The following is a 26,132-nucleotide window of genomic DNA, read 5'->3' as shown; positions in this document are numbered from 1 at the left end:
CACCGGCCGGTGGATTCGACTGGAGGCTGGAACAGCCGAAGGGGCATGGCGGCATGCGGGGTTCGCGCTCACGTCGGCTGCATTGTGCGCTGCCGGCTCAGGGGCAGGGTTCTGCGCCTGAGGAAATGGTGCGCCCAGAGGGCAGCCGAGACGCGGCGTACGAGAAGAGGCGTAGCGACAGAAGAGCTGCCATCAGTGGGAACGGGTACGGGAACAATGATCGCCGTCTGTGCAGCGCGGTCTGCGTGCTGGCCCATCAAGGGTGAAAGCACGTTGACGAGTTCCATCGTGGTGTAGCTGTCAGCTGGAAGCACGACGGCATCGAGGTCGGGCGGCATCGGGTCATCCAGCCCCTGGCATCGGATGACCGGCTGATCGTGTGTGTAGCGGACGGGACCCTGCGGCGGTACAAGGATCTCCGCGCCGAGCATCCGGACGGCGAGCTGGCAGGCGAAGTCCCGTGCCTGTGCCACATTTTCGAGCGCGACAACTACGCGGCGCAGATTGAACCGCTCAATGGCATGCCTGGTTCCGAGGGCCTGGGTGCGCCACGGGCGGGATTGAGGCAGGTCGGGGACCTCGATCTGGATGAACTGATGGGGGCTGAGCAGCCCCTCGTCGAGGAGATCCTGGCGTCCCACTGTCGGCCGATAGGGGCCGAAGATGGGCTGGGCAGGCATGTTGACGATCCAGTCCGCCTTTGTTGTGTCGCCTGCAGGCTTGGGTAGTTCGCAGGGAATGTATGGATTTGCGGTGAGATAGATGCGCGTGTAGGCGAGGATGCAGTCGTCGTAGTGAATGGCAGCATGGGGGTGCTGGGGATCGATGCTCCCTTCTGCGGTGCGGTGGGCCTCCTCGATGATGAGCTGGTCCCATGGGGGCAGTCGATGTTTGCGGTGGCTGCGGCTGATGAGTTCGGCATCGTCGTAGAGGGCTACGACAAGAGATCCTGGGGGCTGCTTGGCCATCCAGTGGGCCAGTTCGCGCGCGCTGATGAGTCTAGTTCCCACCTTTCCACTCCGGCTGGGGCGCAGGTTGATGCCGGCCAGTGGCCCTTTGCCGAGCATGCGCCAGGTCTTGACCACGTGGTGGAGATAGGAGCGAGTGGGGCAGAGAACCAGGCAGGTGCCAGCCCCGGCCTCGTGGACCGCGACCGCTGCCGTCATGGTCTTTCCGGCGCCGGACGGCATGGTGAGCAGCATGCGCCGGCCGCCACGGAACATGACGTCGGCCAGTGCGGGGGGTGACGGCTCGTTGTCTGCGATCCAGATGCTGAGTTCGGGCGCAGCATCGCTGCCGGCCGGCTCTGAGTGGTTGGAGCACTCGTGCGTCTGAGTGTCGCCGGCTGGGTCATCCTGGCCGGCGTGCGCGGATGCCCCTACGAACGCCGCCGGGGTGTCATCGCACTGGAGCCCGGGGATCCATTCCATGGCGAGTGCTTCGACCGAGGCGATCTCTTCTGGGCTGAGGCGGCCGGCGCCAGCGAGCGTTCTCAGGTCGGCGATCCACTGGCCCAACGGGAAGCGGATGCCGTCATGGATGTCGATGTGGTGGGCGGGGACGCGCAGGTGCTGGTGGTTGCGGTAGAAGCGCCGGGCGGCGCGCAGGCCATGGGCGTGGGTGGTCGCCTGTGGGCCGAACGGGCGGCGCAGTGCGAGGGCCAAGGGGGCGTCGGGTAGCGGCAGTGCGTCCAGTTGAGCCTGCTGCCCTTGGGTAAGCGTGGGAAAGATGTCGAACTGTTCGTCCAGCCATTGCGTGATCTCATCGGCCTGGGCTGGCGGCAGGCTGTTGTGGATGACCAGGCTTGTGCCGGGTGTGCGTGCTCGGGCGCACATGCGCTGCCAGGCGTGAGGCCAGGCGGGGTTCCACCAGGGGTCGATGTCTTTGAGGGCGCGCCGGTAGGGGGCGGGCAGGGCACCCTCGTTCGCCAGGCGACGCTGTTCAGCGAGCCACTGCCCCAGTGGCTTTCGTTGGTAGGTCTGGGCAGGTTCGGGGAGCAGGTGCCCGTGGTGACGGGCGTAGGCCTGGGCCGTTTCCAGGAAGGTCTCTGTGCTGTCCCTGGGATAGGCCCAGGTCATGTTGCACGTGGCCAGGGCGGCGACGCGGGCCGGTGCGAGGCTCCCGGAGGATTTGAGGGCGCGCTGGTAGCCGAGCCAGCATCCAAGGTGGAAGCCGTCGGGGGTGATGTGGTTGCTGGGAACGTTGAGGTGGCCGTGGGTGCTGAAGAATTGCTGCGCCCTGGCCATTCCGGCCTCCCAGGTGTCGGGCTCGGGTTTCATGATCCGCAGCATCAGGTGCGGGGCGATCTCGGCTGCGCGTGCGGGGCGGATAGCGAAGGCGGGTGTGGGCAGCAGCAGCTTGGTGCCGTTGATCGGGAGGCGGCGGAAGTAGTGCTCGTCGTATGCCTTGAGCGCGATCATGACTTGGTGCAGCAGGTGGTACGGGGTGCCGAACGTCGCTTCCTCAGGCCGTTGTCCGGGGCCGAAGAGGACCGGGACGATTAGGGTGGAGATCTTGTTCGATTCAGGGCCGATGCGCAGCGCGCGGCCGATCGCCTGGACGATGTCGATCGTGCTCTGTTTGGGGTCGGCGAAAAGTACGGAGTCAGCCAAGGGAAAGTCGACGCCTTCGACGCACAGTCGGACGTTGCACAGCACGCTGAGCTCGACTGGCAGTGGGTTGTGCGGTTGCGGGGGCTGGGTGAACCGGGCAATGCGCTCGCCTCTTTCGAGGCGGCCTAGGCGGCCGTGGACGCTAGCGGCCCATAGATTGTCGGCGTGGCTGCCGGGGATGCTGGCGGCAGTCTCGGACAGGGTCTCGGCAAAGGCCTCGCTTCGGGCGATGCTCCGGCTGAAGACAACCGTGCGGCGGATCTTGTGTTCTTCGCGTGCTTTGAAGAGGGCCAACTGGGCTACTGCGACGCGCATGGCGTCGGCCTGGGGACTGCGCCGGGCGCCGTCGCGTTCAGTGAGGTAGGCGCGCAGTTGCGAGTCGTGGATTTCTGGGGCGGCGATGCGGTAGTCGGCGAGGCGGCCTTCCTGGATGGCTTCGGCCAGTGAGTAGCGGTAGGCGACGTTGCCGTACAGGGAGACGTCGTCCATGGAGGCGATCGGTTCGACGGTAATGCCGCGGTTGACATCCCAGATCCGGGGCGTTGCGGTGAGGTAGAGGCGGTGGCGGGCGGGGATGGCGCCGTTGTCGTGGATGACGGCCCAGGGTTTGTGACGTCGGCCAGCTGTTCGGTGAGCCTCGTCGACGACTGCGATGTCCCACTGGGGCAGCAGGTGTTTGCGGTGGGCCTCGACGAGCTTGGGCAGCGAGTGGTAGGTGACGAAGACGCTGACAGGCCCTTCGACGCGGCGCAGGGCAGTGGCCAGTTGGGCTGGATCGCGGATCATTGTGAGCGCGTCGCTGAGGACGGGTTCACTGGTCTGCGGGTCAGAACAGAGTCCGAAATAGTGCCCGGGCCGGCCGGAGGTGTACCAGACACGGGCGGTCTGGTTGAGCAGAGCCAGTGTCGGCAGCACGGTCAGGCTGCGGCTGCTGGAGATAAGCTCGTGAGCGATGTGGACGGCGAGGTGGGTCTTGCCGGTACCGCACGGCATGATGACCTGCTGCCGCTCGTAGCCCATGGCGAAGGCGTTGAGGACGCAGTCCGCTGCGGCGCGCTCACGCGTCCATAGTTCGCTGGTCAGGCGTTCGACAGGCGTGTCGTGCAGCAATGGGACGGCTCCCCGGCTGAAGTGACGGTCTTCAAGAGGGAGGATGCAGATGACTCTTGGCTGGCCGGAGCTGATCTCAGGATCACTCACTCTCGAGGGTGAACGCTCCAGGCAAAGAGCGTCTCGCCGTGGTAAGAGCCGATGCGGCAGGCGCGGGAACCTTACGGCGAGGCATCCGTCTGCCCTCGTGTGGGAGACAGCTTGAGCCAGCGTCGAAGGACTGGAACCTCAATAGCCTCCAAAGCCCAAGTGGGGGCGGGATAGCGGGATACATGATGTGGACTGGAAGCCTTCCGCAGCGGCCGGTGCGCTTCATTGCCGACGAGTCGAACTGCTCGTTTCTGTGGCGAGTGGCTGGGGCACAGGGAGTGGACGTCGATTTCCTGCTGGCCGATCTGGGGGACGGGCCGTCGGGGCAGCAGGCTCTGCGGCCTCATCTGGCCGAGGTGTTCCTCAGCCGTACGGCCGTAGACCGGCTCGCAAGAATGCTTGCCGTACCGCCCGCGCGGCTGCAATGGGCCCTGCCGCATCTACGTGATTGTCATCTGCTGTCTGGTGAGCAGGCCCGGTGGGAATGGCCGTGGCAGCCCTTGGCGCACTATTTAGTTCCGGGCTGCGGGTTGTGCGCGGCGGCACGAGGTGGGGGTTGGGGTGAGGTGTGGCAGGTCTGGCCGGAAAGGTGGAGGATCTGCGAGCGGCACAGCCGGTTCACCCATGCACGCCAGGACGGGCCGGGAGGGGTGGACCTGGCCCGGCTTCCGGAGACGGTGCGTGCACATCGCGGGCGGAGCAGGCTCGAGCGACGGTTCGGTCCGACCGGGGCGGTTCTAGTCGCGGATGCCTTCGCCGTCACCGGATGGTGGTGGCGTCGCACCCCTACGACCCGCCGGTGGGCCGACAGGGCCGCCCAAGCCGGGGTGCAGCCCGAGGACATCGAGACAGCCTGGCTACTGGTGTATCCGGAGGTGCTGCTCGTAGCGCGGGCTCTGCTGCGCTACGAGCAGCGGCGAGCGGCCCAACCCGGCGGCCCCTGGATCGGAGCCGAGGCCGATCTGGTGGCTGAGCTGTCCCGGCTCGCAGGTGAGCTCGCCCTGCCGCCGGGCAGGTGGCAGGTTCCGGTAGCGGAGTGGCTCGCCCGGCACCACAGGTGCGCACAGCCCGCAGCCGGCGGAGAAGAGGGCGGGCGGCGTCGGGCCCGGCGGCCGGTCACCGCACTGGTCCATCGTGAGGATGAGAGCCAGATGTCACTCGAGAGCTGCTGCCTGCCCTGGGACTGGAGCGATCCGTTCACCGCCGTATGACATCCCGCCCGGGTGAACACCGCCCGCAGGATTCGGACGTACGTCCACGCATGTCCCCGATCGGAGGGTCGAGACGCAAGTCGCTGCGGACATTGCCTTCATGCCCGGATGCTGGAGTGGCACCACGCGTGGCTGTGGCCCGCAGCATCGAGGGAACAGGGGGCGGACGTGCCGGGGATGCTGGTCAGCACGGACGATATCGCCGTCCGCTTTCTCGACCGGTTCGGGCGTCGGCGTGAGCTTGCGGTGATTGAGGCCGCCGACGTGCCGTTCGAGGAGCTGGCCCCGTTGGACCGGCCGATCCCCTACCCGGGACGAAAGTCGTTCGTCAGCAACGCGTGGGCATCGGCCACCGACCAGTCCATGGCGTGCGGCTCGCTGCGTCAGCAGCACTGCGCCATGCTTCTGGACCGCGACCCTGCGGTGGGGCTGCGCAGCGCGGGTCCGATGGAGCTGCGCTGGAGCCTCCAGGGGCGCCGTCACAGCCTGCGGCCGGGGTTCGTCGTCTCGCGGGCGGGGCAGCGCGAAGTGGTCTGCGTGCAGCCTGAGGAACTCACCGACCAGTGGCGGCACGGGCAGGAGGTGCTGAGCGTGGCGGCGGCCGCCGACTGGCAGATCCGAGTGCTGGTGCCACCCGGCGGTGTGGAGCTGGACAACCTCAAACTCCTTTATGCCGCCCGCAGTCCGCAGTGGCTCACCGCCGGGCAGGACCAGGTGCTGGCCAAGCAGTTCCACCCCCCGCGCACGATCCGCTCCGGAGTGCGTGCCGCCGGTCTGCCCTCGCTGTTGGGGCTCGACCTCGCCTATCACCTAATCTGGGCGGGGCGTCTACACACCGACATGTGCATCCCGCTCACACCGTCGTCGACAACATGGGCCGACGCGGGAGCGTTCGCGTGACCCCGGCTCTCTGGCACGCCGCAGACGCGGCAGCGCCAGCTGCTGCCGACACCATCGCGCTGGGGGACATCGTCCGGTTCCGTGGCGCCGACTGGGTGGTCACCGCCTTCCACGGAGGTCGTCTGTTTCTCGACGTCGCAGAGCCGGTGGAACCCGGGGATCCGGCAGAGCCGCTGATCATCCTGCAGACCACGGTCACCTCGGCCCCCGACTTCGCCGTGCTGAACCGGGCGGCCCCGCGCAGTACGCTGCCCGGCCGCATCGGCGAGTTCCATGCCCTGCCGCGCGACGTACGCAAGGCCGCTGAGCAGTGGGAGCGACATGTCAAGGAGGTACTGCACCAGCAGGCCCCGAACGTTCCCGCCACCACCCTGCCCCAACCGGCCTTCGACCCGGAGCGCCGTACCCTGCGCCAGCGGTACCAGGCCAAGGCCGAACAGCTCACCCAGCGCGGAGTGCCGGTGTCCGCGGCCACCGTGGAGCGGAAGTGCGCGGCGTGGCGCAGGGAAGGCCTGATGGGTCTGGTCGACAAGCGGCACCTGCGCACTGCAGCCCCGCATGGACGGGTCGATGCGCGGGTGGTCGACATCGTGTGGGAGATCCTGGACGACGAGCGTGCCAGAGGGCTGTCGCCGGGAACGCTGTCCCGGCTGATCGACCGGGTGGAGCAGACGGTTCGGGTCCGCTATGCGAAGCTTCTGGCTGATCCGAAGACCGCCCGGGGGCTGGTGAACAGTCCGGCGACGTTCTACCGGTTGCTGGAGCGGCTGGGGATCACCGCGGAGAACGCCCATACTGCCGCGGCCCGGCACGCGGCAGGGCCGGCCATCTCAGCGGCGCGGCCCGGGGCCCGGCGGGCGACCTGGGCTCGCTGGCCCGGGGAACTGGTGCAGATCGACACCACGGGGCTGGACGTCCTCGTCCTGGGGGACGATGGGCGGGTCATCTCCGTGGAGCTCACGATCGCAATCGATGTGGCCACCCGCAGCATCGTCGGCTCGCTGATCGTGCCCAAGCGGGTCGGTCGCACCGGCGGGACCGGTCGGTGGCTCGCCGGGCGGGCCACCCGGTCCTTCGACACCATGCAGGTCGTCGCCCAGACCACGGCACCGCTACCCGCGCGCCCGGGCTGGGCGCCGGAAACGTTCATGGAAGGATCCGATCTCCCCTTTGAGGACCTCCTGGCGGCCGACCCTCGATTCGCCGGGTCCGCTGCCCGGCCCGTCATCAAGCCCGAGACGCTCGTCATCGATCACGGCTCGCCGTTCATCTCGGCGGATTTCACCCGCGCCTGCCACTCCTTGGGCATCGAGGTACGCGAGGCCCGGCTGCGCACCGCTCCCGACAAGGCGATCGTGGAGCGCGCCATGCGGGCGGTGAAGACCGGCTTCAGCCAGCATCTGGCCGCCTACACTCACCACCGCCTGGACCTGCGTGGCAAACGTATCCGCAAGCAGCCGCTGTGGACCATCGCCCAGCTGCAGGAGCTGTTCGAGCAGTGGGTCGTCCTGCACTGGCAGCAGACCCCCCACGGTGCGCTCCGCTCCCCCTTCACCCCCGGGCTGCGCCTGACTCCCAACCAGATGTACGCGGCGCTGGTGTCCCTGCGCGGCTACCGGTCCACAGCCCTGGCCGAGCAGGAAAACCGCAAACTCCTGCCGGCAGTATGGGTGCGGGTCAGCCGCAAGGACTTCCAGATCAACAACCGCACCTACAACCTCGGCCGGGGAAAGCTGGACCCCTGCCGCGGATCTTCCGGGCTCACGGCCAAGCAGGGGCGCTGGGAGGTCCACTACTCCCCCGACCACCCCGAGGTCGCCTGGCTGTTCAACCACCGCGCCGAACCGGGCATCGATCCATGGATCGAGGTGCCCTTCATCCACCGCCGGCTCCTCAGTGACCGGTGGACTGAGGAGACATGGGCCGAGGCCCTGCACATCCATCTTTCCAACGGTGGCAGCCGCCGCAACGAAGCCGCCATCACCCGCGCCACCGCAAAGCTGCTGCGCGATGCCGCCCAAGGCCCCCCAGCCACCCCCGCGAGCAAGCCGATTCCCCGCGCGGCTGCGCCGTCACGGCCGGCGCTGCCAGCGCCGGCCGAACCCTACGACGACGACATGCCGCCTCTGGACCCGGACTCTGTCCGCCCGTTCAGGTCCCTCGACCGCCCGGCCGGTGACCTCTTCGACACATCCGAGCCCGTCCGCGGCGCGGAACAGAACCTTGAGCAGTTCCTGGCCTCCCTACCCGGCCTCCCACCGCCCTCCCCCACCGACCCCTGAGCCGCGGACGAAACCGGTGGCGTGCCCCGACCGGAGGACACCTTCCGGGTCGGCAGAGGCTCCGTCTCTCCCCCGCCCGGCGGCCTGCCCGGCGAAGAACCGGACAGCGCACGGCAAGGAGACAACCAGTGAGAACCCCCGTACGCGACGCTCGAAGCGCCCCGCCTCCCCCGCCGGCGCCGGTCCTGTCTCCCGGGCCGCCGACCACTCTGGCCGGCTGGCGGACACGCGTACGCCACCAGCCCTCCGCTCCCCCGATCCCTCCGGCCGGCGACTCCAACTCCACACCCGACGAGGACGATGCCCGGGTGCGCTACCACGCCCAGCTCGGCCTCGTCGAAACCACCGACATCGCCACAGGCCTGAAGACCGCACGACGGCTGCTGCGCCTCAACGGCGAACGCCGCCACCCCTGCCAGCACATCGCCATCGACAGCGACTGCCGCGGAACCGGCAAACGCACCCTGCTCCACCACATCGGAATGGCCCACCAGGGACGCCGCGAGAAGCTTCACGGCATCGACGACACCCGCATCCCCGTCGTCTGCGTCAACGCCCCTCCCGAACAGGGCTCGCCCGCCGACTGGTCCGCGGCCCTCGCCGTGTTCATCGGCTGGGACCTCTACCGCAGCGACACCGAGCAACGCCCCGTCCAGCGGATGAAGGACTTCACCGGACCTGCGGTCCACGTGATGCGCCACGCCCACACGGAGGTCTGTCTGGTCGACGGCATCGACCGGCTGCGGCCCGAAGACCTGCAGCCCACGTTCGACTTCTTCGACTACCTCGCCGACGAACTAGGACTGACCGTCTTCTGGAGCGGCATCGGCTCCAGCGACATCCTCCGTGAGGCCCGCGCCGCCCGCTTCCCCGTACTGCGCCGGGCCACCGAGTCCACCGCACCGATCCGGCCGCGCTCCGTCCCCACCCTCTGGGTCAACCGACTACCGCCCCGCTGCACAGAACACCCCGACGAATGGGCCAGCACCCTGGCGACGCTGGATGGCAAGCTCCGACTGCGGCACCACAAGCCCGGAAGCCTCCTGGACCATCAGAAGAAGCTGTACCAGATCACCGATGGACTCATGGAACACCTCACCCCGCTCATCGGCATGGCCTCCCAGCTCGCCATCCTCGACGGCACAGAAGCCCTCACCGAAGAGGTCATTACCGACGCCGCCCGCTACCTTGACCTGGTCCCGGAGGAACGCGGCTGAAGCCGAGGCCCCCAATAGCCGGCACGGCGTGCCAAGCGAGATGCTCCCGCTGGCCCACGGAGTGGATGCTGAAGCCGGACCGGTCGCTCCTTCGGCAGCTGAGATCTGTGACGCGGCGGGCAGTGTCAGTGGCCTTCGTTAGGGTCGGCGGCTGTGATCAGAGAGAACTATCCGCGGGCTCACGAGCACCTGCAGAAGGCACAGCAGGCAAAGACAGAGATGGCGTCGCTCTGGAGCACACTGCTCGATGGAGACCTTGTCGAGGAGAGCGTGGTCACGCACCCGGACGGTTCGGGGGTGATCAGTGCGTGGCTGGCGTGGCCCGCCGGGCGTCAGGAGGAGCTGACCGAGCTGTTCCGTGGGTGTGTGCAGGAGCTGTGGGCATGCCTGGACTCGCTGGTGGAAGAATCGGTCGAAGCGTTCAGTGTTCTGCAGAGGGTGCGTCGGCCAGAGCGCAGCCGTTTCTTCCCGGTCGCCGATTCACCGGAAGGGTTTCAGGGACTTTTGGCGGAGTCCTGCATGGACGGGACGTTGCGGTCTCATGTGGCGATGGTGCAGGACTGTCAGCCCTTCCAGAGCAACGACAGCAACGAGATCATCGACCTGCTGAGGACATCGCTGGGCTACCTGGTCGAGTGGGAAGCGGCTCTCGCTGCTGGCGCGCTGATGAGCGCGTGGGCTACCCCTGTAGAACCGCAGGTCCACGCGCCTGCACCCGCTGTGCTGCAGAACGTGGAGGCAGAACCGCCGGGCGGTCTGGACGCGGAGCGAGTCCTGGCTCGCTACCGGCTGAGCTCGTTCCAGCACGGCTGCGCCGTGGAAGCACAGGCAGGCACCTACGTCGACTTGTGTTTCGTCGAGGGTTTCATTCCCACCGACATCGAGGACACCTTCGATCGCCGGCTGACACAGGTCGTAGAAGCGGTGACCAGGTTCGCCGTCTCGTTCGCCTGGCTGTCCAGCAACGTTCCGGGCAGCAGAAGAGTGCTAGCCCACTCCAGCCTTGGCGAACGAGACACGTGGGTGGAAGCAGCACGTTCCTCCCGGTGCTGGTCTCCCGAAGAACTCGCCGCGCTGGCCTCCTCGGACATCGGCCTGGGACGGGTGGAGGACGCCGACAGGCTCACACTGATGGTGAGCACCGTAGGTGGGGTGTATGAGCGGGTCGTTCCGAACGCGACGCCTCTGCGCGGTCATGAACGTCGAGGCTTGGCCGCGGAAGTGGCTGTGCAGGATGCTGCCGCGACGTGGGGTCTGCCGGACTTCGTGATGATTCCCAGTGTGGAACGCAAGGGCCGCGGGGTCAGGGAGATCAGTGATGGTCTGCTGGTCGTCGGCAATCGTGGCGTGGTTGTGCAGATCAAGGCTCGCGAAGGTGAGCCTGGCACACGCGAGAAGGAGTCGTCCTGGGTTCTCAAGCAGCTCGCTGCGGCAAGCAAGCAGATTCACGGCACTGTACGGCGGCTGAAGATGGACAACGTGCAGATGACGAACGGGAGGGGACGCAGCATCCGCATCGACAGCCCGGCCGTCGACTGGGTCGGTGTGACGATCATCGAGCACCCGGCTCCCCCTTCAGACGTGCCGATCACCGCACAGCCGGGGGCAACGCCGGTGATTGCACTGCCGCGCCGCGACTGGGAGTTCTTGTTCAACCAGCTGCGTTCCACCCACGCCGTGGTCGCCTATCTGCACCAGGTCGGCGGCTCGGCGCCTGTTCTGGGCGACGAGCCGGAGCGCTACTACGAACTGGCGGCCGCGGACGCCGCAGCGGCTCCAGGACCCGTCGATCCGGCCTGGGAACGGCGCGGAGGACAGTCGTACAGTGTCCCGCTCCTGCCTGCCGCGCCGGCCGGCAGCGATGATGACGAAGCACACACCATGGTGCGCATCATGCTCGAGGACGTCGCCACCAGCCTGACCGGCCCCGACGAATGGGAGCCCTGGCAGGCCGTTCTCGCTTCTCTCGACAGTCTGCCCGTCGGACATCGCACAAGCCTGGGCCGTTTCCTGCTCGATGCCCTCTCCGCAGTCATCACCGCCGAAGCGGGGACCACCGCGTGGCGGATGCGCACGTTCATCGCCGGCCCCGATCAGGACCAGCTGGGGTTCGCCGTCTGCTCTGCCCTGACCGATCGCACCCGCGCCGCGTTCTCCGCCTGGCTACAGCTGCGCCACCACGAACGCGGGGAGGATGCGGACCTTGGTTCTCTCACCTCGGTGGGGGTGCTGCTCACTCCACGCGCGGACGGCTACCGCGAGTGGGATACGACCGTGCAGGTCATCAGCGGCGACCCGGGCCTCTCAAACGCCGATCTGCGGGTGTATCAGAACCTGTGGAATACAGGACAGGAGCGAGCAGGTACGAGCGAGCGGTCCGCGGCTCATTCTCGGGCGAGCGGCTCGGGTCAGTGAGATGACCGCCGGGAAGTGACGTCAGTGCCGACACGTACAGTCTCGGCGATGCTACACAGCACACGCATTGGAGGTCACATTGGTGTCGGGACGACCAGTCGATCCGGAAGAGGCTCGGCAGCTGATGCTGCGCAACGGTTGCCGACCGAAGACGGTTTTCAACAGGGCGAGGGAACCGTGGCCCAGCGTATGCCTGCGGTGCGAAACAGACATCGACCCGACGTACGACAGCATCGCCACGAAGGCGAGGGAACATGGCGACGCACCGCGCGGATGCCGTGACTGCGCCGACCGCGCACTGGCGGAGAAGTTCCGTTTGGGCGAAGCGGAGTTGGCGAAGACGATCGCCGAGGCCAACATCAGGCCTCTCGAGCCATACACCAACAACAGAACGCGGATGGAGAGCATCTGCCTGAACAAGGACTGCCCCCGCCAGGGCAAGTCGATCAAGGTCCTGGTCAAGGCGGTCCGCCAAGGTGCCATGGCCTGCAAGTACTGCGCCAAGCGAGCGATCGATCCGGATGCGGCCGTCGCCATCATGCGGCAGAAGGGCCTTGTCGAACCCACGACTGTCTATGAACGGGTCGATGAGCCGTGGCCGGCCATCTGCCAGCGCTGCCATCGCGCGGTGCAGCCGAGGCTGCACGACGTCATGCAGGGACAAGGGGCCTGCATTTACTGCGCCCCGAACACCCCGCTGACCAAGCAGCAGGCGTGGGACAGGGCCCTGTCCTACCGGTTCCGCCCGCACGACCCAGACGCCTTCAAGGGCACCAACACCCCCTGGGCGGGCACCTGCATGGACTGCTCGGCCCCGGTGGACCCCTGCCTGGGCAATCTCTATCGCGGCCAGGGAGCCTGCAACTCCCGCAGCTGCAAGCTCACCGGGTTCAAGGACACCGAGCCCGCACTCGTCTATCTCCTGCAACGGGCCACAGAACCGGCCATGGCGAAGATCGGTATCTGCGAAGACTCCGAACGCAACACCCGTCTGAAGGTCCACACGCGCAACGGCTGGGAAGTCGTCTACACCAGGCCGTTCGCAGTGGGGCTGCACGCGCGGCTGGTGGAAAGCGCAGTAAAGCGGCTGTGGTTCACCGAGCGTGGGTGGAGCAACGGGGCGGACCGCGGAGAGAGCTGGAGTGACGGCTACACCGAAACCGTGCTGCTCCACGACCCCGGGCGGGGCGCTCCTTGGACGCTGCTGACGCCGCTGGCGTTGTGGACGGACGTGCAGGTCGAAGCCGAACAGCTGGGCTTCGACCTGGACGAGCAACACGCCGACGCGCGGAAGGAGGATGCCCGCGCCGGGACCGGGGTGGCATAGACGGCTTCTGCTGCTGGGGGCCTCCACATGCCCAGAGGTCAGCGGGCGAGAGCAAGACGGGACCGGGGATGCTGGCATCGGTACTGCCGTACTACCCACCAGAATCGGGGCGATCATCTGGTGCAGCCAGGGCCCGTCGAAGAGCCTCTACCGACGGGCCGCACCTCGAGGTAGCCGATTCGGCCCGGATCGGAGCGCGAGAGAACTGTCCAGACCCATCAATCGTCCTTGAGGCATGACATCTGCAACTGCCGAGCCACCATCCAGTCCGCCATCGGCGTGGCCTTGCTGCGACCATGGCACAACTGCGGAAGATCCGGTCGGCTGCCGCGGAATCTGCGTCCCCGGTCACACCGCATGCCTCGCCCACCTGACCGCTAACGACCGCACCGACTACCTGACTCGCCTGGGCCCCGGCGCTGACATCGACCATCGCGGCACGCCATTCAGCGAAGATCTACTGGCTCAGTTGCTCGTCGCCCTGCACGACCCTGCCACAGGACGCCCCCGTCTCGGCCAGGCCCGGTTCGACGGAGCAACCTTCACCGACGCCGCCTGGTTCGAGGAGGCAACCTTCGACAACGTCTCCTTCCGCACGGCAACCTTCACCGGCACTGCGGGGTTCGTCCGGGCGACCTTCACCGGCGAGGCCGAATTCGATTGGGTGACCTTCAACAGCGTTGCTTCGTTTGGAGGGGCGAACTTCACCGGTGACGCCTGGTTCCGCATGGCGACCTTCAGCGGCCCCGTCCAATTCCCCGGCACAACCTTCGCCAGCAACGCTACGTTTAGCGGAGCTCGGTTCAAGTCTGCCCCATGGCTTGGTCCCCTGGCATGTGGCAGCGAGATGCGACTGGATCTCGCGGTGTTCGAGGCGCCGATAACCATGGCGATCGCCACGCGACGACTCTCACTCCGGCGGACACGGTGGGCATCATCGGCCGCCTTGAGGCTGCGCTACGCCCAAATAGACCTGGCAGGGGCAGTGATGGAGTACCCGGTCACTGTGGCGGCCGAACAAATCCCCTTCACCGGTCTAGAGGCGGACATGCTGTCCGAAGAGGTGCTGGCGAGCCAGGACTCAGGCGTCCGGGTGGTCAACCTTAGCGGCGTGGACGCGGCGCACCTGGCCCTCACGGACATAGACCTATCCGAATGCCGCTTCGCCGGCGCGGTACACCTGGACCAGCTCCACATGGATGGTCGCACCGCTTTCGCACATCCCCCGATCGGCTGGCATCGCCGCGGACTACTACCGCTGCGCTGGTCCAGGCGCCGTACCCTCGCCGAGGAACACCACTGGCGCGCGCACAGAGCGCATCAACCTACCTCGCTCACGGGCCAGCCGCCCTCGCTTCGAAACTGGCGCACCGGTCCGCACCACCCCGACCCCAACCTCACGCCCGGCCCGGAAGATACGGCTGCACTCTACCGACAGCTGCGCAAAGCGTTCGAGGACGCCAAGAACGAGCCTGGAGCTGCCGATTTTTACTACGGCGAGATGGAAATGCGCCGCCACGACCACGTTGGCACCACTCCGGGCGAACGCAAACTGCTGTGGGGCTACTGGCTGCTGTCCGGTTACGGTTTGCGCGCATCACGGGCACTGGGCTGGCTCGCTGCAGCCATGCTCGTCACCGTCGTGCTGCTCATGGGCTTCGGGCTCCCGAAAGACTCCCCGAAACTGGAAGCGATCGGCACCATGCCACGCGATGGGGGCAAGGTCTCTTTCGAGCTCGAGAAGGCTGATCCACAGAACCCCACGGAGCGAAGGTTCACCAGCGAGCGCTTCGAGAAGGCCCTGAACGTCACGCTCAACTCCGTAGTGTTCCGATCCTCCGGGCAGGACCTGACAACTGCCGGCACCTACATTGAGATGGCTTCCCGCGTGTCCGAGCCCATCCTTCTAGGGCTGGCCTTCCTGGCCGTCCGTAACCGTGTCAGACGCTGACACGCCCCTCCCCCGACCAGTCGCGCCGCAATCATCAGACTCCCAAGCAGCGGTCCGGCCGCCGGGTAGAGGTAGAGTCCGGCGGCGTGGGCCAGCGGGAGCCACAGGACGCGGTCGGCGTCCTGCTCGGTGGAACCGGAGGACCACGACGTCGGTGCCGGGCCGGATGGTCTCCTGCTCCTGGAAGCCCAACAGCCGCGGCGCGCGTGAACGAGGCGCGGGCGGTGGTTCCGAAGGCGCAGGTGACCGGCGCGACGCCGGTGTAGGCAGCCAGGGCGCGTCCGCTGCCGAAGCGCTCGTACGGCCGGTCTCCGATCTCCGAGATCAACTCGGGCAGTAGTAGCAGGCTTCCCGCTGTGGATGAGGCCCGGCGAGGCGCTCCAACTGGTTCCAGGGGGTGGTGCGGGGTGTGGTGTTGAGGAGTGATTCCACCGCTTCGATCAGTTTTTCGTTCAGGCTGGGCACTAGCCCGACCACATTCACGGTGGAGCCGGAGTGCCAGACGGTGTACTCGATGACTGCGGCGAGCCGGTCGGCCTCGCTGCAGTCGGGCAGGATTACTACACGGTCCCGGTCGGTGGTCACGAGTACGACGCCCGGTCCTTGCCCATAGCTGTCGCCGTCGGGGAGAGTGCGCGTCGCGATCGTGTCCAGGAATCGCCCGGCCTCCGGGCCGGGGGCGGTTGCGCTGCGCGGAACGTGCACGGCGACCAGGGAGGTGCCGGGTGCGGTGGCGCACCAGGCGGGTCCGGTGAGGGTCGGCTAGGTTCCTAGGTGTACGCCCGCGGCTCCTTCCGGAACGAGGGAATGGTGCTGGCTTCCCTGGCCGCTGTCACCCGCGGGCTGTGCCAGCACCTTCCGCTCTGAAAGCCGTTCCCCTCCCGGTCCTGAGCGGATCGGGGCCTTTCCTGCCGTGCTGTGTTGCCGTTGATGTCCCGTTCAGGGCTACTCAGAGGAAGGCAGCTCGATGCCGTGGGACGCTGCGATCGCTCGCACGGTACCTCCTACGGCGCTCTGGCCCAGGTTCTGCATGATGCTCAGGACAAACGACTCCCAGGACCGGCGGATCAAGCCAGGCTCAGGGCGCTCTGCTTCGAGCTGGTCGCGCAGCTGCTCACCAGCGCTCAGGACATGGTTGCGTGCGGCATCAGGGAGGTCTGCAGACCGGACGGTCTCGAGCACCTCGCGTGTGAAGGCGGCGAGCTCCGCCGTGGGGTATCCGTAGGCGTTGTTCTGGGTGTTGTGGTTCCCGATCTGCACTCCGTAGGTGGAGCCGTGGAAGGTGATGTGGGGCTGCTGGGGGTTCTGCTCTCTCATGGCGCTCCTGACGCAGATCGGTTCGCGGGATCCGCACTCGATGCCTCGGTAGGTGAGGGCGATGGTCACCACGGGTGTCCCGGGGGCTTTGATCAGGCCGAGTTCTTCGAGGTGCTCGACGGCACGGGCCACATCGGCGGGGGTGAGCTGCCGATCGTGAAACCAAGCGCGGGGGCTGTTGGTGAACGACTGGACGTCGACCTGGGAGTCTTCGGACTCCATGGCGGCACTCACCAGGGCATCTGCAGCAAAGTGGATCCGCAGGGCGGGCTTGTTCCGGTCGGTTGCGGCCTGATGTGCCGCGCGGACCCCGTCCGGCGTGATCTGAAGCGCGGCGCCCCCTCCGTAGGGGTGGACGGTGACCAGCCTGCGGGCCGCAAGGTCCCCCACCAGTATGTCGGTGCGCGATTCGGGGGCGCACTGCCAGTCGGGCGGGTCGTCCCACCCCAGATCAATGATCATGTCGACATTCCCGCGAGTCTGCCCATGCAGCCACAAGAGAAGTCTGGATGAATCGTCTGAAACCATGTGATCCATCTGTTGATGGTAGAGCCGGCCCCGGCCGCTGAAGCCGGATTGGCTGCCGGGTCGCGGACCGGGGCGACGCACGGACCGGCTGTTCCTGGAGGTGAGCTCCATGTCCGGGCGGAGGCAGGCCGGTGCAGGCCTTCTGGCGGGAAGCAGTCGGCCGAGGACGCTGATGCGCAAGGCCGGGCGCGTCAAGGGGTCAGGGAGCCGACTGGTCCCGGGGCGGGGCTTGCGGCCCAGGGGCGCAGCGGCGACCGACAGACGCCACCGAGGCACCCCGGCAGCGGCGGGGCCCGTTGCGGGTATCCGCCTGCCTGCGGGGATGCGCTGGGGACGGCGATGGCACCGATGGGCCTCCTCGACACCGAGCAGGTCTGGCGTGGCGGCCCGTCGTGCTCCGGCGTCTGCTGGCTACCGGCGAAGGCGCGAGAGCAGGCCAGGCCGCCCGGGCGCCTTCGGATCGGTATCCGGCATGGCGATCTCGGGAGGCTGCGCGACGCCGGTGTCGCCGAAGACGGCGTGTCGCACGGCATCCCAGTCTTCGCGGCGCCACCACTCGAACAGACGGGCGCTGCCGAACACCGGCACGGTCAGCGCGTCGGCGAACGCGCGGTCGGTGTAGACCTCGGCGTCCCGCTGCGCGGGTGGGAGCCTGATCTGGTGGTTGACCACCAAGACGCCGCCGTCAACAGGCTCGGTCCCGGTCAGACCGGGCCAGGTGCTCAGGTGCTTGACCAGTTTGTCGGGCAGGCTCTGCGGTGGCCGCTGGTTTGCCGACTTCACCTCGACCAGGACTCGGCGCCGGCCGTACTCGGCCAGCAGATCCGCCGACTTGGTGCCGTACACGTCGTCGAGGCGGGTCACCGTGGCGCCGGCCGCCACGAGGACGTCGTATACCGCGTCCTCCAGCGGGTGGCCGGTGCCGAACAGCAGGCGGTCGCGCAGCGGATCGGCCACGGCCCGCGGCTCGGCAAGTCGCTGCTTCAGCTCGGTCTGCCGCCGCTCGTGGGCGCGCTGCTCCTCGGCGATCGTCGCGACCAGCTGGGCTTCGGCGTCGGTGGCGAACGCCGGGTCGCGCACCAGGGGCGAGCGGGCGCGGGTCAGCGCGCCGGGCACGTAGGCGGGCAGCGCGTGCTGGACCAGCCACTCCGCCAGCAGCCGCTGGTCGGTGCCGTAGGGAACCACGAACCACCGGGCACTCCCGCCCGTCGGCATCCACACTCCGGCCACCGGGTCGCCGAGGCCGTCGACCAGGATCGGGCGCAGCTTCCCCTCCCCCGGCGGCGGCCACATCCTGGCGACTCCGGGGCGCGAGGAGCTGGATTCCTTGCGGTAGGTCAGGCGGAACCAGGTGTCCGGGGGACGGTTGAGCAGCCGGGTTGCGAGGTCGTGCTCGGCGTGGTCCAGGCCGGCGGCGAGTTCGGGACTCACGCCGGCAGGGAGCGGGTTGGCGGCGATCGAACCGTAGTAGTGGGGCAAGTGGATGCCGGGAGCGACGGGGCCGGAGAAGACGTTGTGGCTGCGTGTGCCCGCGCCGGTGCAGGCGACGACGAGGGCGGTCTCACCGCGCTGCCGGGCTCCCGCGGCGAAGCGCTTGTAGGGCTCCAGGCCGGTGGCGGGTCCGAGGACGGGAGAGAGCACGGCCGCGCAGTCGCCCGTCTCCTGACCCTTCCACCGCGGCTCCACCCCGAGCGCCGCCCAGTCCACCACTCCCGGCCGCACCGCCGGGGCGGGACGGCGGCCCGCCCCGGCGGACGTGCCGATCACGTCGGGGGCCGGGGGCACCGGCGGTTCGCCATCGATGTGCAGGGGAATCGGAGCGGCACTCGGGCCGGACGGGCTCATGGTGGACACGGTAGCCGCCCCCACGGCGTGGGCCCGCGTCAATTCCGGGGCGCCGCGGCCCGGGTCGCAGGCGCGCCCCACTGGTGCAGCGGCTCTTCCAGGGGAACGCGGTGCCGTGGTAGGGGTCCTGCGGTTCCATGCCTGCCACCCGCATCGCGGCGGCCGCGGTCTGGGCGTCGTGGCGCATCGACTCGTTGGCCTTGCGTCGGCCGCAGGGGTAGCAGCCGCCCTGCCCGTGCAGGATGGGGCCGAGCGTGGGGGTGCCGGGTTCTCCGCATGTCTGGCAACGGACGGGCTATGGCGTGTCCACTCCCGGGTACGGGCTCCAGGGGCTCGAGGCCCGCCGCCCACATGATCTCTTCCGGCTCACGGGGGTCTTTCTACAGTCGGCCGGTGTGCGCCCTGGGTCCAAATCCCCGCTCTTGAAAGGTGAGCGGGATCGTGCCTCGCCGTGCGGTGCCGCATAGAGGCACTACTGACATCGACGCTGACGGACTTCTGGCTGCTGGCGGGCACTCTGCCCGGCTCCGCTTCAGCAAGGCGCTTCCATCACCAAGTTCGAATTCTCACTCTGCCTGCGGTCTTCTCATTCAACTTTTTGCAGCCCAGATCAACCGGCCTTCAAGCAGGACGACGAGGTATCTCAACTATCTGCTGCGCTACAGATCAGAGCCCTCTATCTACCGCAGAAGGAGCGAGAACGCACACCGCGCTTCGGTCCCGGCTGGCGGCGGCCTGCGCCCGCTGCGGGACCCGGCCGTGGCCGGAGGCGAAGACGAGGACGGGCCGCAGGACTGATCCCAGGCCGCGCGGTCGTCCGGCCCGACGTTCAGGAAGCGGCCTGCGGTTCGCTCTCGGGGGCGGCTTCGCGGTGGAGGAAGGCGCCCAGGAGGTCGCCGACGGGGTGGTCGGCCTCGTGAGGGTGGCGCAGGGCCTGGGTGGTGTCGATCGTGTAGTGGTTGCGGCGCCCCACGCGGATGCGGGTGAGATACCCGGAGCTGACCAGGTCGGCGACGATCAGCTGGACGGCGCGCTCGGTGATGCCGATCGCGGTGGCGACGTCACGCAGCCGGGCCTCGGGGTCGCGGGCCAGGCACAGCAGGACGCGGGCGTGGTTGGTCAGGAACGTCCAGGTTTCGCCGCGGGCGGAGGGAACACTCATGGGGTCCATCCTACCCCTTAACCCGAACAATGATTGACGAAAAACTTTTCGCGTAAGACTTGACGCGCATTCTTGTTCGGGTGACGCTGGAGGTATCGCACCGCCCCTCCTCGAAGGCGTGATCGCCATGAACCACCTCCTCTCCCACTCCCATCGGGACAGCGTTCGCCGTCCGGCCCGGGCGGGTCTCGTCCAGCCGGTGGCGGCGGTGCTGACCGACCGGCTCAACGATGTGGCGGTGGCCGAGGCAGCAGCGCGCATGGCGCTGGCTCGCCGTGTTCCGTTGCTGCTGATCGCCGTGATGCCCCCGCACGTGCGCCGCTCCTCCCTCGGTCCGGCCTCCGCGTCGGTGCGGGCGGTCCTGGCCCGGGTCATGCCGAAGGTCGGCCCGCACGCCACGGGATACATCCCCGAGGTCTTCCACCTCCCCGCCGGCAACGGCTCGCGGCTGGCCACGGCGAAGCAGCTGCTGGCGCTGGTCTCCCGCCACCGGGCCCCGGACGTGGTGGCCGCCCGCCGCGGCCCGCACGGGCTGGACGCGCACACCCTGATAGAGGCCGCGGCCCTGCGCGGCGGCCCCTACGTCCACGCCGTGGCCCCCGCCGCATGGATACCGCTGGGCCATGCGCCGTCCGAGTCCTCCCGCTCGTGCCCCAGCGTCCGATTCTGAGAGAGGAAACGTTCAGCGATGAATGACCTCGCCTTCCCGGTCCCGCTGTGGGCGTGGGCCGCGGTCACCGTCGGCATCTGCGTGATGCTCGCCGTCGACCTGATCGCTCACCGCGACAACCACGTGATCGGCTTCAAGGAGGCGGCGATCTGGTCCAGCGTGTGGATCGCCATCGGCCTCGGCTTCGGCCTCATCCTCTGGGCCTGGCAGGGCGGTGAGGTGTCCTCCACCTACTACGCCGGCTACCTGATCGAGAAGGCCCTGTCGATCGACAACGTCTTCGTCTTCGCGCTGGTCTTCTCCTTCTTCGCCGTCCCCGACGCCTACCAGCACAAGATCCTGTTCTGGGGCGTTCTCGGCGCCCTGGCCGCCCGGCTGGTGTTCATCTTCGTCGGCGCCGAACTGCTCCAGGTGTTTTTCTGGACCGCCTACCTCTTCGGTGCGTTCCTGATCTGGACCGGCTGGAAGATGGCCGTCTCCAAGGACGAGGAGGTCCACCCCGACCGCAACCTGATCGTCCGCCTGGTCAAGAAACTCATCCCCACCGATCCGAAGTTCCACGGCGACAAGTTCTTCATCCGCGTCAGCGGCAAGCGCGTGGCGACCCTGCTGTTCGTCGCCCTGGTCGCGATCGAGGCCACCGACCTGATCTTCGCGATCGACTCCGTCGCCGCCGTCCTGGCCATCACCACCAACACCTTCCTGGTGTGGACCGCCAACGCCTTCGCCGTCCTGGGCCTGCGAAGCCTGTACTTCTGCCTGGCCGGACTCCTGCGCCGCTTCGCCTACCTCCACTACGGACTGGCAGTCCTGCTCGCCTTCGCCGGCGTCAAGCTCATCCTGTCCGAAACCCCGGTCGGCAAGCTCCCCATCCCCCTCACCCTGTCCGTCATCGCCGTCACCATCACCGTCTCCATCGCCTGGTCCCTGAGCGCCACCCGCGGCCAGACCACCGGCGCCGAGGCCACCGCAGACGGCACCCCGGCCGCCGGCACCGCCGGCGCCGAGCCTGCCGGACACCGCCCCGCTTCCCCCACCGCCCCCCGGACCGGGAACCATACGGAAGGACCGCCGTCATGATCACCCTGAGCCTGAACGGGCACCCGCCCGTCACCACGACCCCGCCCACCGTGCACGTCTACAACGTCACCGGGAGCCCCGCCGACGGCGGCATCCTGATCGTCCTCACCGGCGCGCGGGCCGACCGGGACGCCGCCGCCCACGCCGGACGCCTCGCCGCCCGTACCGGCAGGCAGCTGACCGCCGCGGTCGCCGTGCGCTCCACCGGCTTCAGCATCAACGCCCTGCTCCACCACGCCCGGGCCCAGCGGTTCGCTCGCCAGACCAGCGCCGTCCTGGCCGCCCCCACCGGCGACCTCACCGCCGCCGGCCCCTACCAGTCCGCCACTCTCGTCCTGCCTCAAGGAGCCAACCCGTACCTGTCGCTGCCGGCCGGCGCGGTGCACCGCCTCGCCCGCCGCACCGGCGCCACCACCGTCATCACCCCCGCCCCCGTCCACAACGCAGCCGGACACCTCACCCCCGCCCACCACGGAGCCAGCCCATAACGCCTGCCCCGTACCTCCTGCGACGGCCTTGACCCGACCGGTCAGGGCCGCTCGTCTGCGGCCGGGGCGGAACTGCCGAGATCGTCGTTCAGACGTCGGCGCAGCCAGAGCAGAGTCTCGGTATCGGCCACCGGCGCCAGCCGCTCCAGCAGCAGCCGGATACGTGCGTCGTCGCCCGCCCAGACGGCCGTGACGATGTCCTCCACGATCTGACCCGCCGGTTTGGGAACGGTCCGCACACCGTGGTCATGCAGTCGACGCAACAGGGCCTGGGCGGCGGGCGGGCTGGTGCTCGGACCCGTCGAGACGCGGGACATGGCAGCTGCTTTGACGTGGAATGGTTCGCAACGCATGAGAGGTGAGGGGCCAGTGGGGCGCAGCACCGACCGGCGAGTCGTTGACCACTGTGCCGATCGGTCCTTGTGACGCGATGGACGGTCTCCTTGCGGGCGGCGCGGTCCTAGCGCTCGCTGTCCACGCGGGCCCCAGCGCGGATGAACTCGTCCTCATCGGCATTGCGGGACGCTTGACGATCGGGCTGATCGCGTCGCCAGCGGAACACAGTCCCCGACTGCCAGGCTTCCAGCCAGCCGGAAGTCGGCTCACGGCGCGAAGTGCGCCGCCTTGCCGGAGCCCTCTTCCCTGGCGCGACACATCGAAATTCCCGCTGCAAAGGAGTTCGCCTGATGCCCACCCCTTCGGGTGCACCGGTGCCCGGTTCGGACAGGACGGCCGACTGGGTTCGCGCCGACCGTGACCGGCTGATCCACCCCAACCTCCCGGCCGACCGCACTGACCGGCTGATCATGGTCGAGGGTCGCGGGTGCCACGTTCGTGACAGCACCGGCCGCAGCTACCTGGATGCCGCGGCGGTGCTCGGCATGATGCAGGTGGGCCACGCCAGGCCCGAGATCGTGGAGGCCACCGCTGCCCAGATGAACGCGCTGGAGTGCTTCCACCTCTGGGAGACGATGAGCAACGACAAGGCCGTCGAACTGGCGGTGCGGCTCACCGACCTGGCGCCCGCCGGGCTGGACCGCGTGTTCTTCACCAGCGGCGGAGCCGAGGGGAACGAGATCGCCCTGCGGATGGCCCGCTACCACCACTACCGCAAGGGCCAGCCCGAGCGGACCTGGATCCTCTCGCGGAAGAGCGCCTACCACGGCATCGCCTACGGCAGCGGCAGTGTCTCCGGGCTCGACGTGTACCACCAGGGGTTCGGCCCCACCCTGCCCGACGTGCACCACCTGACCGCCCCCGACCCGTACCAGACGGCTGTCTACGGCGGTGAGGACGTCACCGAGTTCTGCCTGCGGGAGCTGCGCGAGACCATCGAGCGGATCGGCCCGGACCGGATCGCCGCGATGATCGGCGAACCGGTGATGAGCGTCGGCGGCGCCGTCATACCGCCTGCGGACTACTGGCCGCGGGTCGCGGAACTGCTACGCGAACACGGCATTCTGCTGATCTTCGACGAGGTGGTGACCGGGTACGGTCGCACCGGCCACTGGTTCGCAGCCCAGTACTTCGGGGTGGTGCCGGATCTGATGGTCACCGCCAAGGGCATCACCTCCGGCTATGTCCCGCACGGCGCGGTGCTGGTCACCGAGGAAGTCGCGGCCACGGTCACGAGCGCGGGCTTCCCGATCGGCTACACCTACACCGGGCACCCCACCGCCTGCGCGGCCGCACTCGCCAACCTGGACATCATCGAGGGCGAGGACCTGCTCGGCAACGCCACCAAGATCGGCGGCCACTTGGCTGGCCGGCTCGAACCGCTGCGCGAGCTGCCCGTGGTCGGGGACGTGCGACAGATCGGCCTGATGTTGGGCATCGAGCTCGTCGCCGACCGGCGGACCCGGGCCCCGTTGCCCACCGGGACGGCTCCGGTGGCACAGGCCCTGCGTGAGGACGCCAGCATCATCCTGCGCGGCAACCCGAGGGCCCTGTTGATCAACCCTCCGCTGGTCATGGACCGTGAAGCGGCCGACGAACTCGCCGACGGGCTCCACGCGGTGCTGGCGCGCGTCGAACCCGATGGCCGCATCCGCGGTTGACGGCCTTCGATGCGCCCGCGCCAACAGGACAGGCGACGCCTCCGGACCTCCGAGACGAGCAGGACAACCGAAGGGCTTCCCGCATGACGCTCCTTGACCTCACCCCCGACGAACTGCTGACCACTACCCGCTCCGTGCGCAAGCGTCTGGATCTGACCCGCCCGGTTCCGCTGGAACTCGTCAAGGAGTGCATCGGCATCGCCTTGCAGGCCCCGTCCGGCAGCAACCGGCAGACCTGGCACTGGATCGTGGTGACCGACCCCGAACAGCGGGCCGCGATCGGCGCCTTCTACCGGCGCGCCGTGGGGACCTACCTGAGTTCAGAGGGCTCCTGCGGCTCGCTGTTCCTCGAGGACCCGGCCCGGCACGCGGTGCAGCGACGCGTCGGCGACAGCGTCGCACACCTCGGTGATCGACTCGGTGACGTTCCCGTGCTGGTCATTCCCTGTCTGGACGCGAGCGCCGCGCCCGAGTACAACGAGGCCGGCATGTGGGGGTCGATCATCCAGGCCGGCTGGAGCTACATGCTCGCCGCCCGGGCCCGGCGACTGGGTACGGCCTGGACCACCCTGCACCTGATGTACGAGAAGGAGATCGCCGCACTGCTCGGCCTGCCCGACGGCATCGTCCAAGCCGCGCTCATCCCGACGGCCTACTCCATCGGGACGGACTTCAAGCCCGCGCCGCGACAGCCGTTGGACGAGGTCCTGCACGTCGACTCCTGGTGATCCGCTGCTCCGGAGGCACGAGCCCCGGCCCGAGTCACGGGCCGGCTGCGGCCCGGGTCACACCAGGCCACGCGGGCACGACACCCATCACACGCCCACGCTAGAACGAGGAGGGTTCAGTTGACCATCCGCGCACCCCTGCCCACCCGCCGGCTCGGCGATCTGGAACTGCCCGCCCAGGGCCTGGGCTGCCTGGGCATGTCGTCGTTCTACGCCCCGGCCGACCCCGCGGAGGCCGTGCTGACCGTGCGCCGCGCGATCGATCGCGGCGTCACCCTGCTGGACACCGCGGACGTCCAAGGCCTCGGCGAGGGCGAGCGCCTGCTCGGCAAGGCCATCACGGGCCGTCGTGACCAGGTCCTGATCTCCACGAAGGTCGGCCTGCAACGCGACCGGGACGGAAGGTTCCTGGGCGTGCGCGGTGATCGCGACTACATCCGCCGGCGCTGCCACGACTCCCTCGATCGCCTCGGCGTGGACCATGTGGACCTCTACGTCAAGCACTGGGTCGCGCCCGGGGAGAAGATCGAGGAGGCGTTCGGCGCGCTGGCGGAACTGGTCGCCGAGGGAAAGGTGCGTCACCTGTGCCTGTCCGAGGTCTCGGCCGACACGATTCGCAGGGCCCACGCGGTCCACCCCGTCACCGCCGTGCAGAGCGAGTGGTCGCTGTGGAGCCGCGGCATCGAGGCGGAGGTGCTGGCCACCTGCCGCGAACTTGGCATCGGTCTGATCGCCTCCTGCCCGTTGGGGCGGGGCTTCCTGACCGACCGGGTGCACTCGACCGCCGACCTCGGGCCCGAGCAGGACTTCCGGCGTACCCTGCCGAGGTTCGACGAGTCGAACCTGATGCGCAACCAGGCCGTACTGGGCGCATTGCGGTCACTGGCCGCCGGGCACGGAGTCACCGTCGCCCAGCTCGCGCTGGCCTGGCTGCACCACCAGGGCGACGACGTCGTGCCCATCCCGGGCACCCGCAGCCGCGCCCACCTGGAGGAGAACCTCGCAGCCGCCCAGGTGCGGCTCTCTGCCCGGGATCGCGCGGAGATCGAGGCGGCGGTACCGGCGACGGCCGTCCACGGCGAACGGTACGCACCCTTTCTCATGAGGCTCGTCGACAACTGACACCCGACCTGGACCAACGG

19 protein-coding genes are annotated in these 26,132 nt (G+C 68.5%); 12 read left to right on the top strand and 7 right to left on the bottom strand.

Going from position 1 to position 26,132, the window contains the following annotated elements:
* Positions 1-68: 68 nt before the first annotated feature.
* Positions 69-3,722, bottom strand: coding sequence for a Helicase associated domain protein (locus ACIQFX_RS09860; RefSeq protein WP_402460585.1), 3,654 nt, complete (start codon positions 3,720-3,722; stop codon positions 69-71).
* A gap of 947 nt (positions 3,723-4,669) precedes the next feature.
* Positions 4,670-4,945, bottom strand: coding sequence for a hypothetical protein (locus ACIQFX_RS09855; protein WP_402460582.1), 276 nt, complete (start codon positions 4,943-4,945; stop codon positions 4,670-4,672).
* Positions 4,946-5,131: 186 nt separating this feature from the next.
* Here ACIQFX_RS09855 and ACIQFX_RS09850 point away from each other — a divergent pair, with 186 nt between their 5' ends.
* The 6 genes from ACIQFX_RS09850 (at position 5,132) to ACIQFX_RS09825 (ending at position 15,115) form a co-directional block, all read left to right on the top strand.
* Positions 5,132-5,923, top strand: a complete 792-nt coding sequence (locus tag ACIQFX_RS09850; RefSeq protein ID WP_402460580.1) for a hypothetical protein — start codon at positions 5,132-5,134, stop codon at positions 5,921-5,923.
* The gene (locus ACIQFX_RS09845; protein WP_402460579.1) at positions 5,920-8,205 is read left to right on the top strand and encodes an integrase; all 2,286 of its coding nucleotides are present in this window, start codon (positions 5,920-5,922) and stop codon (positions 8,203-8,205) included. Before ACIQFX_RS09850 ends, ACIQFX_RS09845 begins: the two co-directional genes overlap by 4 nt.
* 308 nt (positions 8,206-8,513) lie before the next feature.
* Positions 8,514-9,422 (top strand): hypothetical protein, encoded by a 909-nt coding sequence (locus tag ACIQFX_RS09840; RefSeq protein WP_402460576.1) that lies wholly within the window; start codon positions 8,514-8,516, stop codon positions 9,420-9,422.
* A 153-nt stretch (positions 9,423-9,575) separates the two neighbouring features.
* Positions 9,576-11,837, top strand: a complete 2,262-nt coding sequence (locus ACIQFX_RS09835) for a hypothetical protein (RefSeq protein ID WP_402460574.1) — start codon at positions 9,576-9,578, stop codon at positions 11,835-11,837.
* 124 nt (positions 11,838-11,961) lie between these two features.
* Positions 11,962-13,164 carry a hypothetical protein gene (locus ACIQFX_RS09830; protein WP_402460573.1) on the top strand — a complete coding sequence of 401 codons (1,203 nt, stop codon included), beginning with the start codon at positions 11,962-11,964 and terminating at the stop codon, positions 13,162-13,164.
* A 235-nt stretch (positions 13,165-13,399) separates the two neighbouring features.
* The gene (locus tag ACIQFX_RS09825; RefSeq protein WP_402460571.1) at positions 13,400-15,115 is read left to right on the top strand and encodes a pentapeptide repeat-containing protein; all 1,716 of its coding nucleotides are present in this window, start codon (positions 13,400-13,402) and stop codon (positions 15,113-15,115) included.
* A gap of 324 nt (positions 15,116-15,439) precedes the next feature.
* On the opposite strand, the gene ACIQFX_RS09820 is transcribed toward ACIQFX_RS09825, so the two are convergent.
* The 4 genes from ACIQFX_RS09820 to ACIQFX_RS09805 all read right to left on the bottom strand — a co-directional run bounded on the left by ACIQFX_RS09820 (position 15,440) and on the right by ACIQFX_RS09805 (position 19,967).
* Positions 15,440-15,700 (bottom strand): hypothetical protein, encoded by a 261-nt coding sequence (locus ACIQFX_RS09820; RefSeq protein ID WP_402460570.1) that lies wholly within the window; start codon positions 15,698-15,700, stop codon positions 15,440-15,442.
* 360 nt (positions 15,701-16,060) lie between these two features.
* Positions 16,061-16,969, bottom strand: a complete 909-nt coding sequence (locus ACIQFX_RS09815) for a hypothetical protein (protein WP_402460568.1) — start codon at positions 16,967-16,969, stop codon at positions 16,061-16,063.
* Between the two features lie 402 nt (positions 16,970-17,371).
* Positions 17,372-18,805: a hypothetical protein gene (locus ACIQFX_RS09810; protein WP_402460565.1), complete on the bottom strand. Its 1,434-nt coding sequence runs from the start codon at positions 18,803-18,805 to the stop codon at positions 17,372-17,374.
* Between the two features lie 829 nt (positions 18,806-19,634).
* Entirely contained in the window at positions 19,635-19,967 is a 333-nt protein-coding gene (locus ACIQFX_RS09805; protein ID WP_402460564.1) for a helix-turn-helix transcriptional regulator, read from the bottom strand.
* Between the two features lie 127 nt (positions 19,968-20,094).
* Between ACIQFX_RS09805 and ACIQFX_RS09800 the strand changes: the two genes are divergently transcribed.
* From ACIQFX_RS09800 to ACIQFX_RS09790, 3 genes are read left to right on the top strand one after another with little or no spacing between them, the layout of a single operon-like run.
* Entirely contained in the window at positions 20,095-20,637 is a 543-nt protein-coding gene (locus ACIQFX_RS09800; protein WP_402460561.1) for a universal stress protein, read from the top strand.
* Positions 20,638-20,655: 18 nt separating this feature from the next.
* Entirely contained in the window at positions 20,656-21,717 is a 1,062-nt protein-coding gene (locus ACIQFX_RS09795) for a TerC family protein (RefSeq protein WP_402460559.1), read from the top strand.
* Positions 21,714-22,205 (top strand): hypothetical protein, encoded by a 492-nt coding sequence (locus ACIQFX_RS09790; protein WP_402460556.1) that lies wholly within the window; start codon positions 21,714-21,716, stop codon positions 22,203-22,205. The genes ACIQFX_RS09795 and ACIQFX_RS09790 overlap by 4 nt, the downstream gene beginning before the upstream one ends.
* 41 nt (positions 22,206-22,246) lie before the next feature.
* Here ACIQFX_RS09790 and ACIQFX_RS09785 read toward each other — a convergent pair whose 3' ends face one another.
* Positions 22,247-22,522: a hypothetical protein gene (locus ACIQFX_RS09785; protein WP_402460555.1), complete on the bottom strand. Its 276-nt coding sequence runs from the start codon at positions 22,520-22,522 to the stop codon at positions 22,247-22,249.
* 369 nt (positions 22,523-22,891) lie between these two features.
* Between ACIQFX_RS09785 and ACIQFX_RS09780 the strand changes: the two genes are divergently transcribed.
* The 3 genes from ACIQFX_RS09780 (at position 22,892) to ACIQFX_RS09770 (ending at position 26,112) form a co-directional block, all read left to right on the top strand.
* Positions 22,892-24,262: an aspartate aminotransferase family protein gene (locus ACIQFX_RS09780; protein ID WP_402460553.1), complete on the top strand. Its 1,371-nt coding sequence runs from the start codon at positions 22,892-22,894 to the stop codon at positions 24,260-24,262.
* 83 nt (positions 24,263-24,345) lie between these two features.
* Complete coding sequence (locus ACIQFX_RS09775; RefSeq protein ID WP_402460550.1) at positions 24,346-24,990, top strand: nitroreductase family protein; 645 nt, start codon at positions 24,346-24,348, stop codon at positions 24,988-24,990.
* Between the two features lie 126 nt (positions 24,991-25,116).
* Positions 25,117-26,112, top strand: coding sequence for an aldo/keto reductase (locus ACIQFX_RS09770; protein WP_402460712.1), 996 nt, complete (start codon positions 25,117-25,119; stop codon positions 26,110-26,112).
* The last annotated feature ends 20 nt before the right edge of the window (positions 26,113-26,132 follow it).

Origin of the sequence: Streptomyces sp. NPDC093089 (assembly GCF_044754405.1) — a bacterium.
GTDB lineage: Bacteria > Actinomycetota > Actinomycetes > Streptomycetales > Streptomycetaceae > Streptomyces.
The sequence above is the reverse complement of the archived record's forward strand: the minus strand, read 5'-3'. Positions and strand labels throughout refer to the sequence as shown.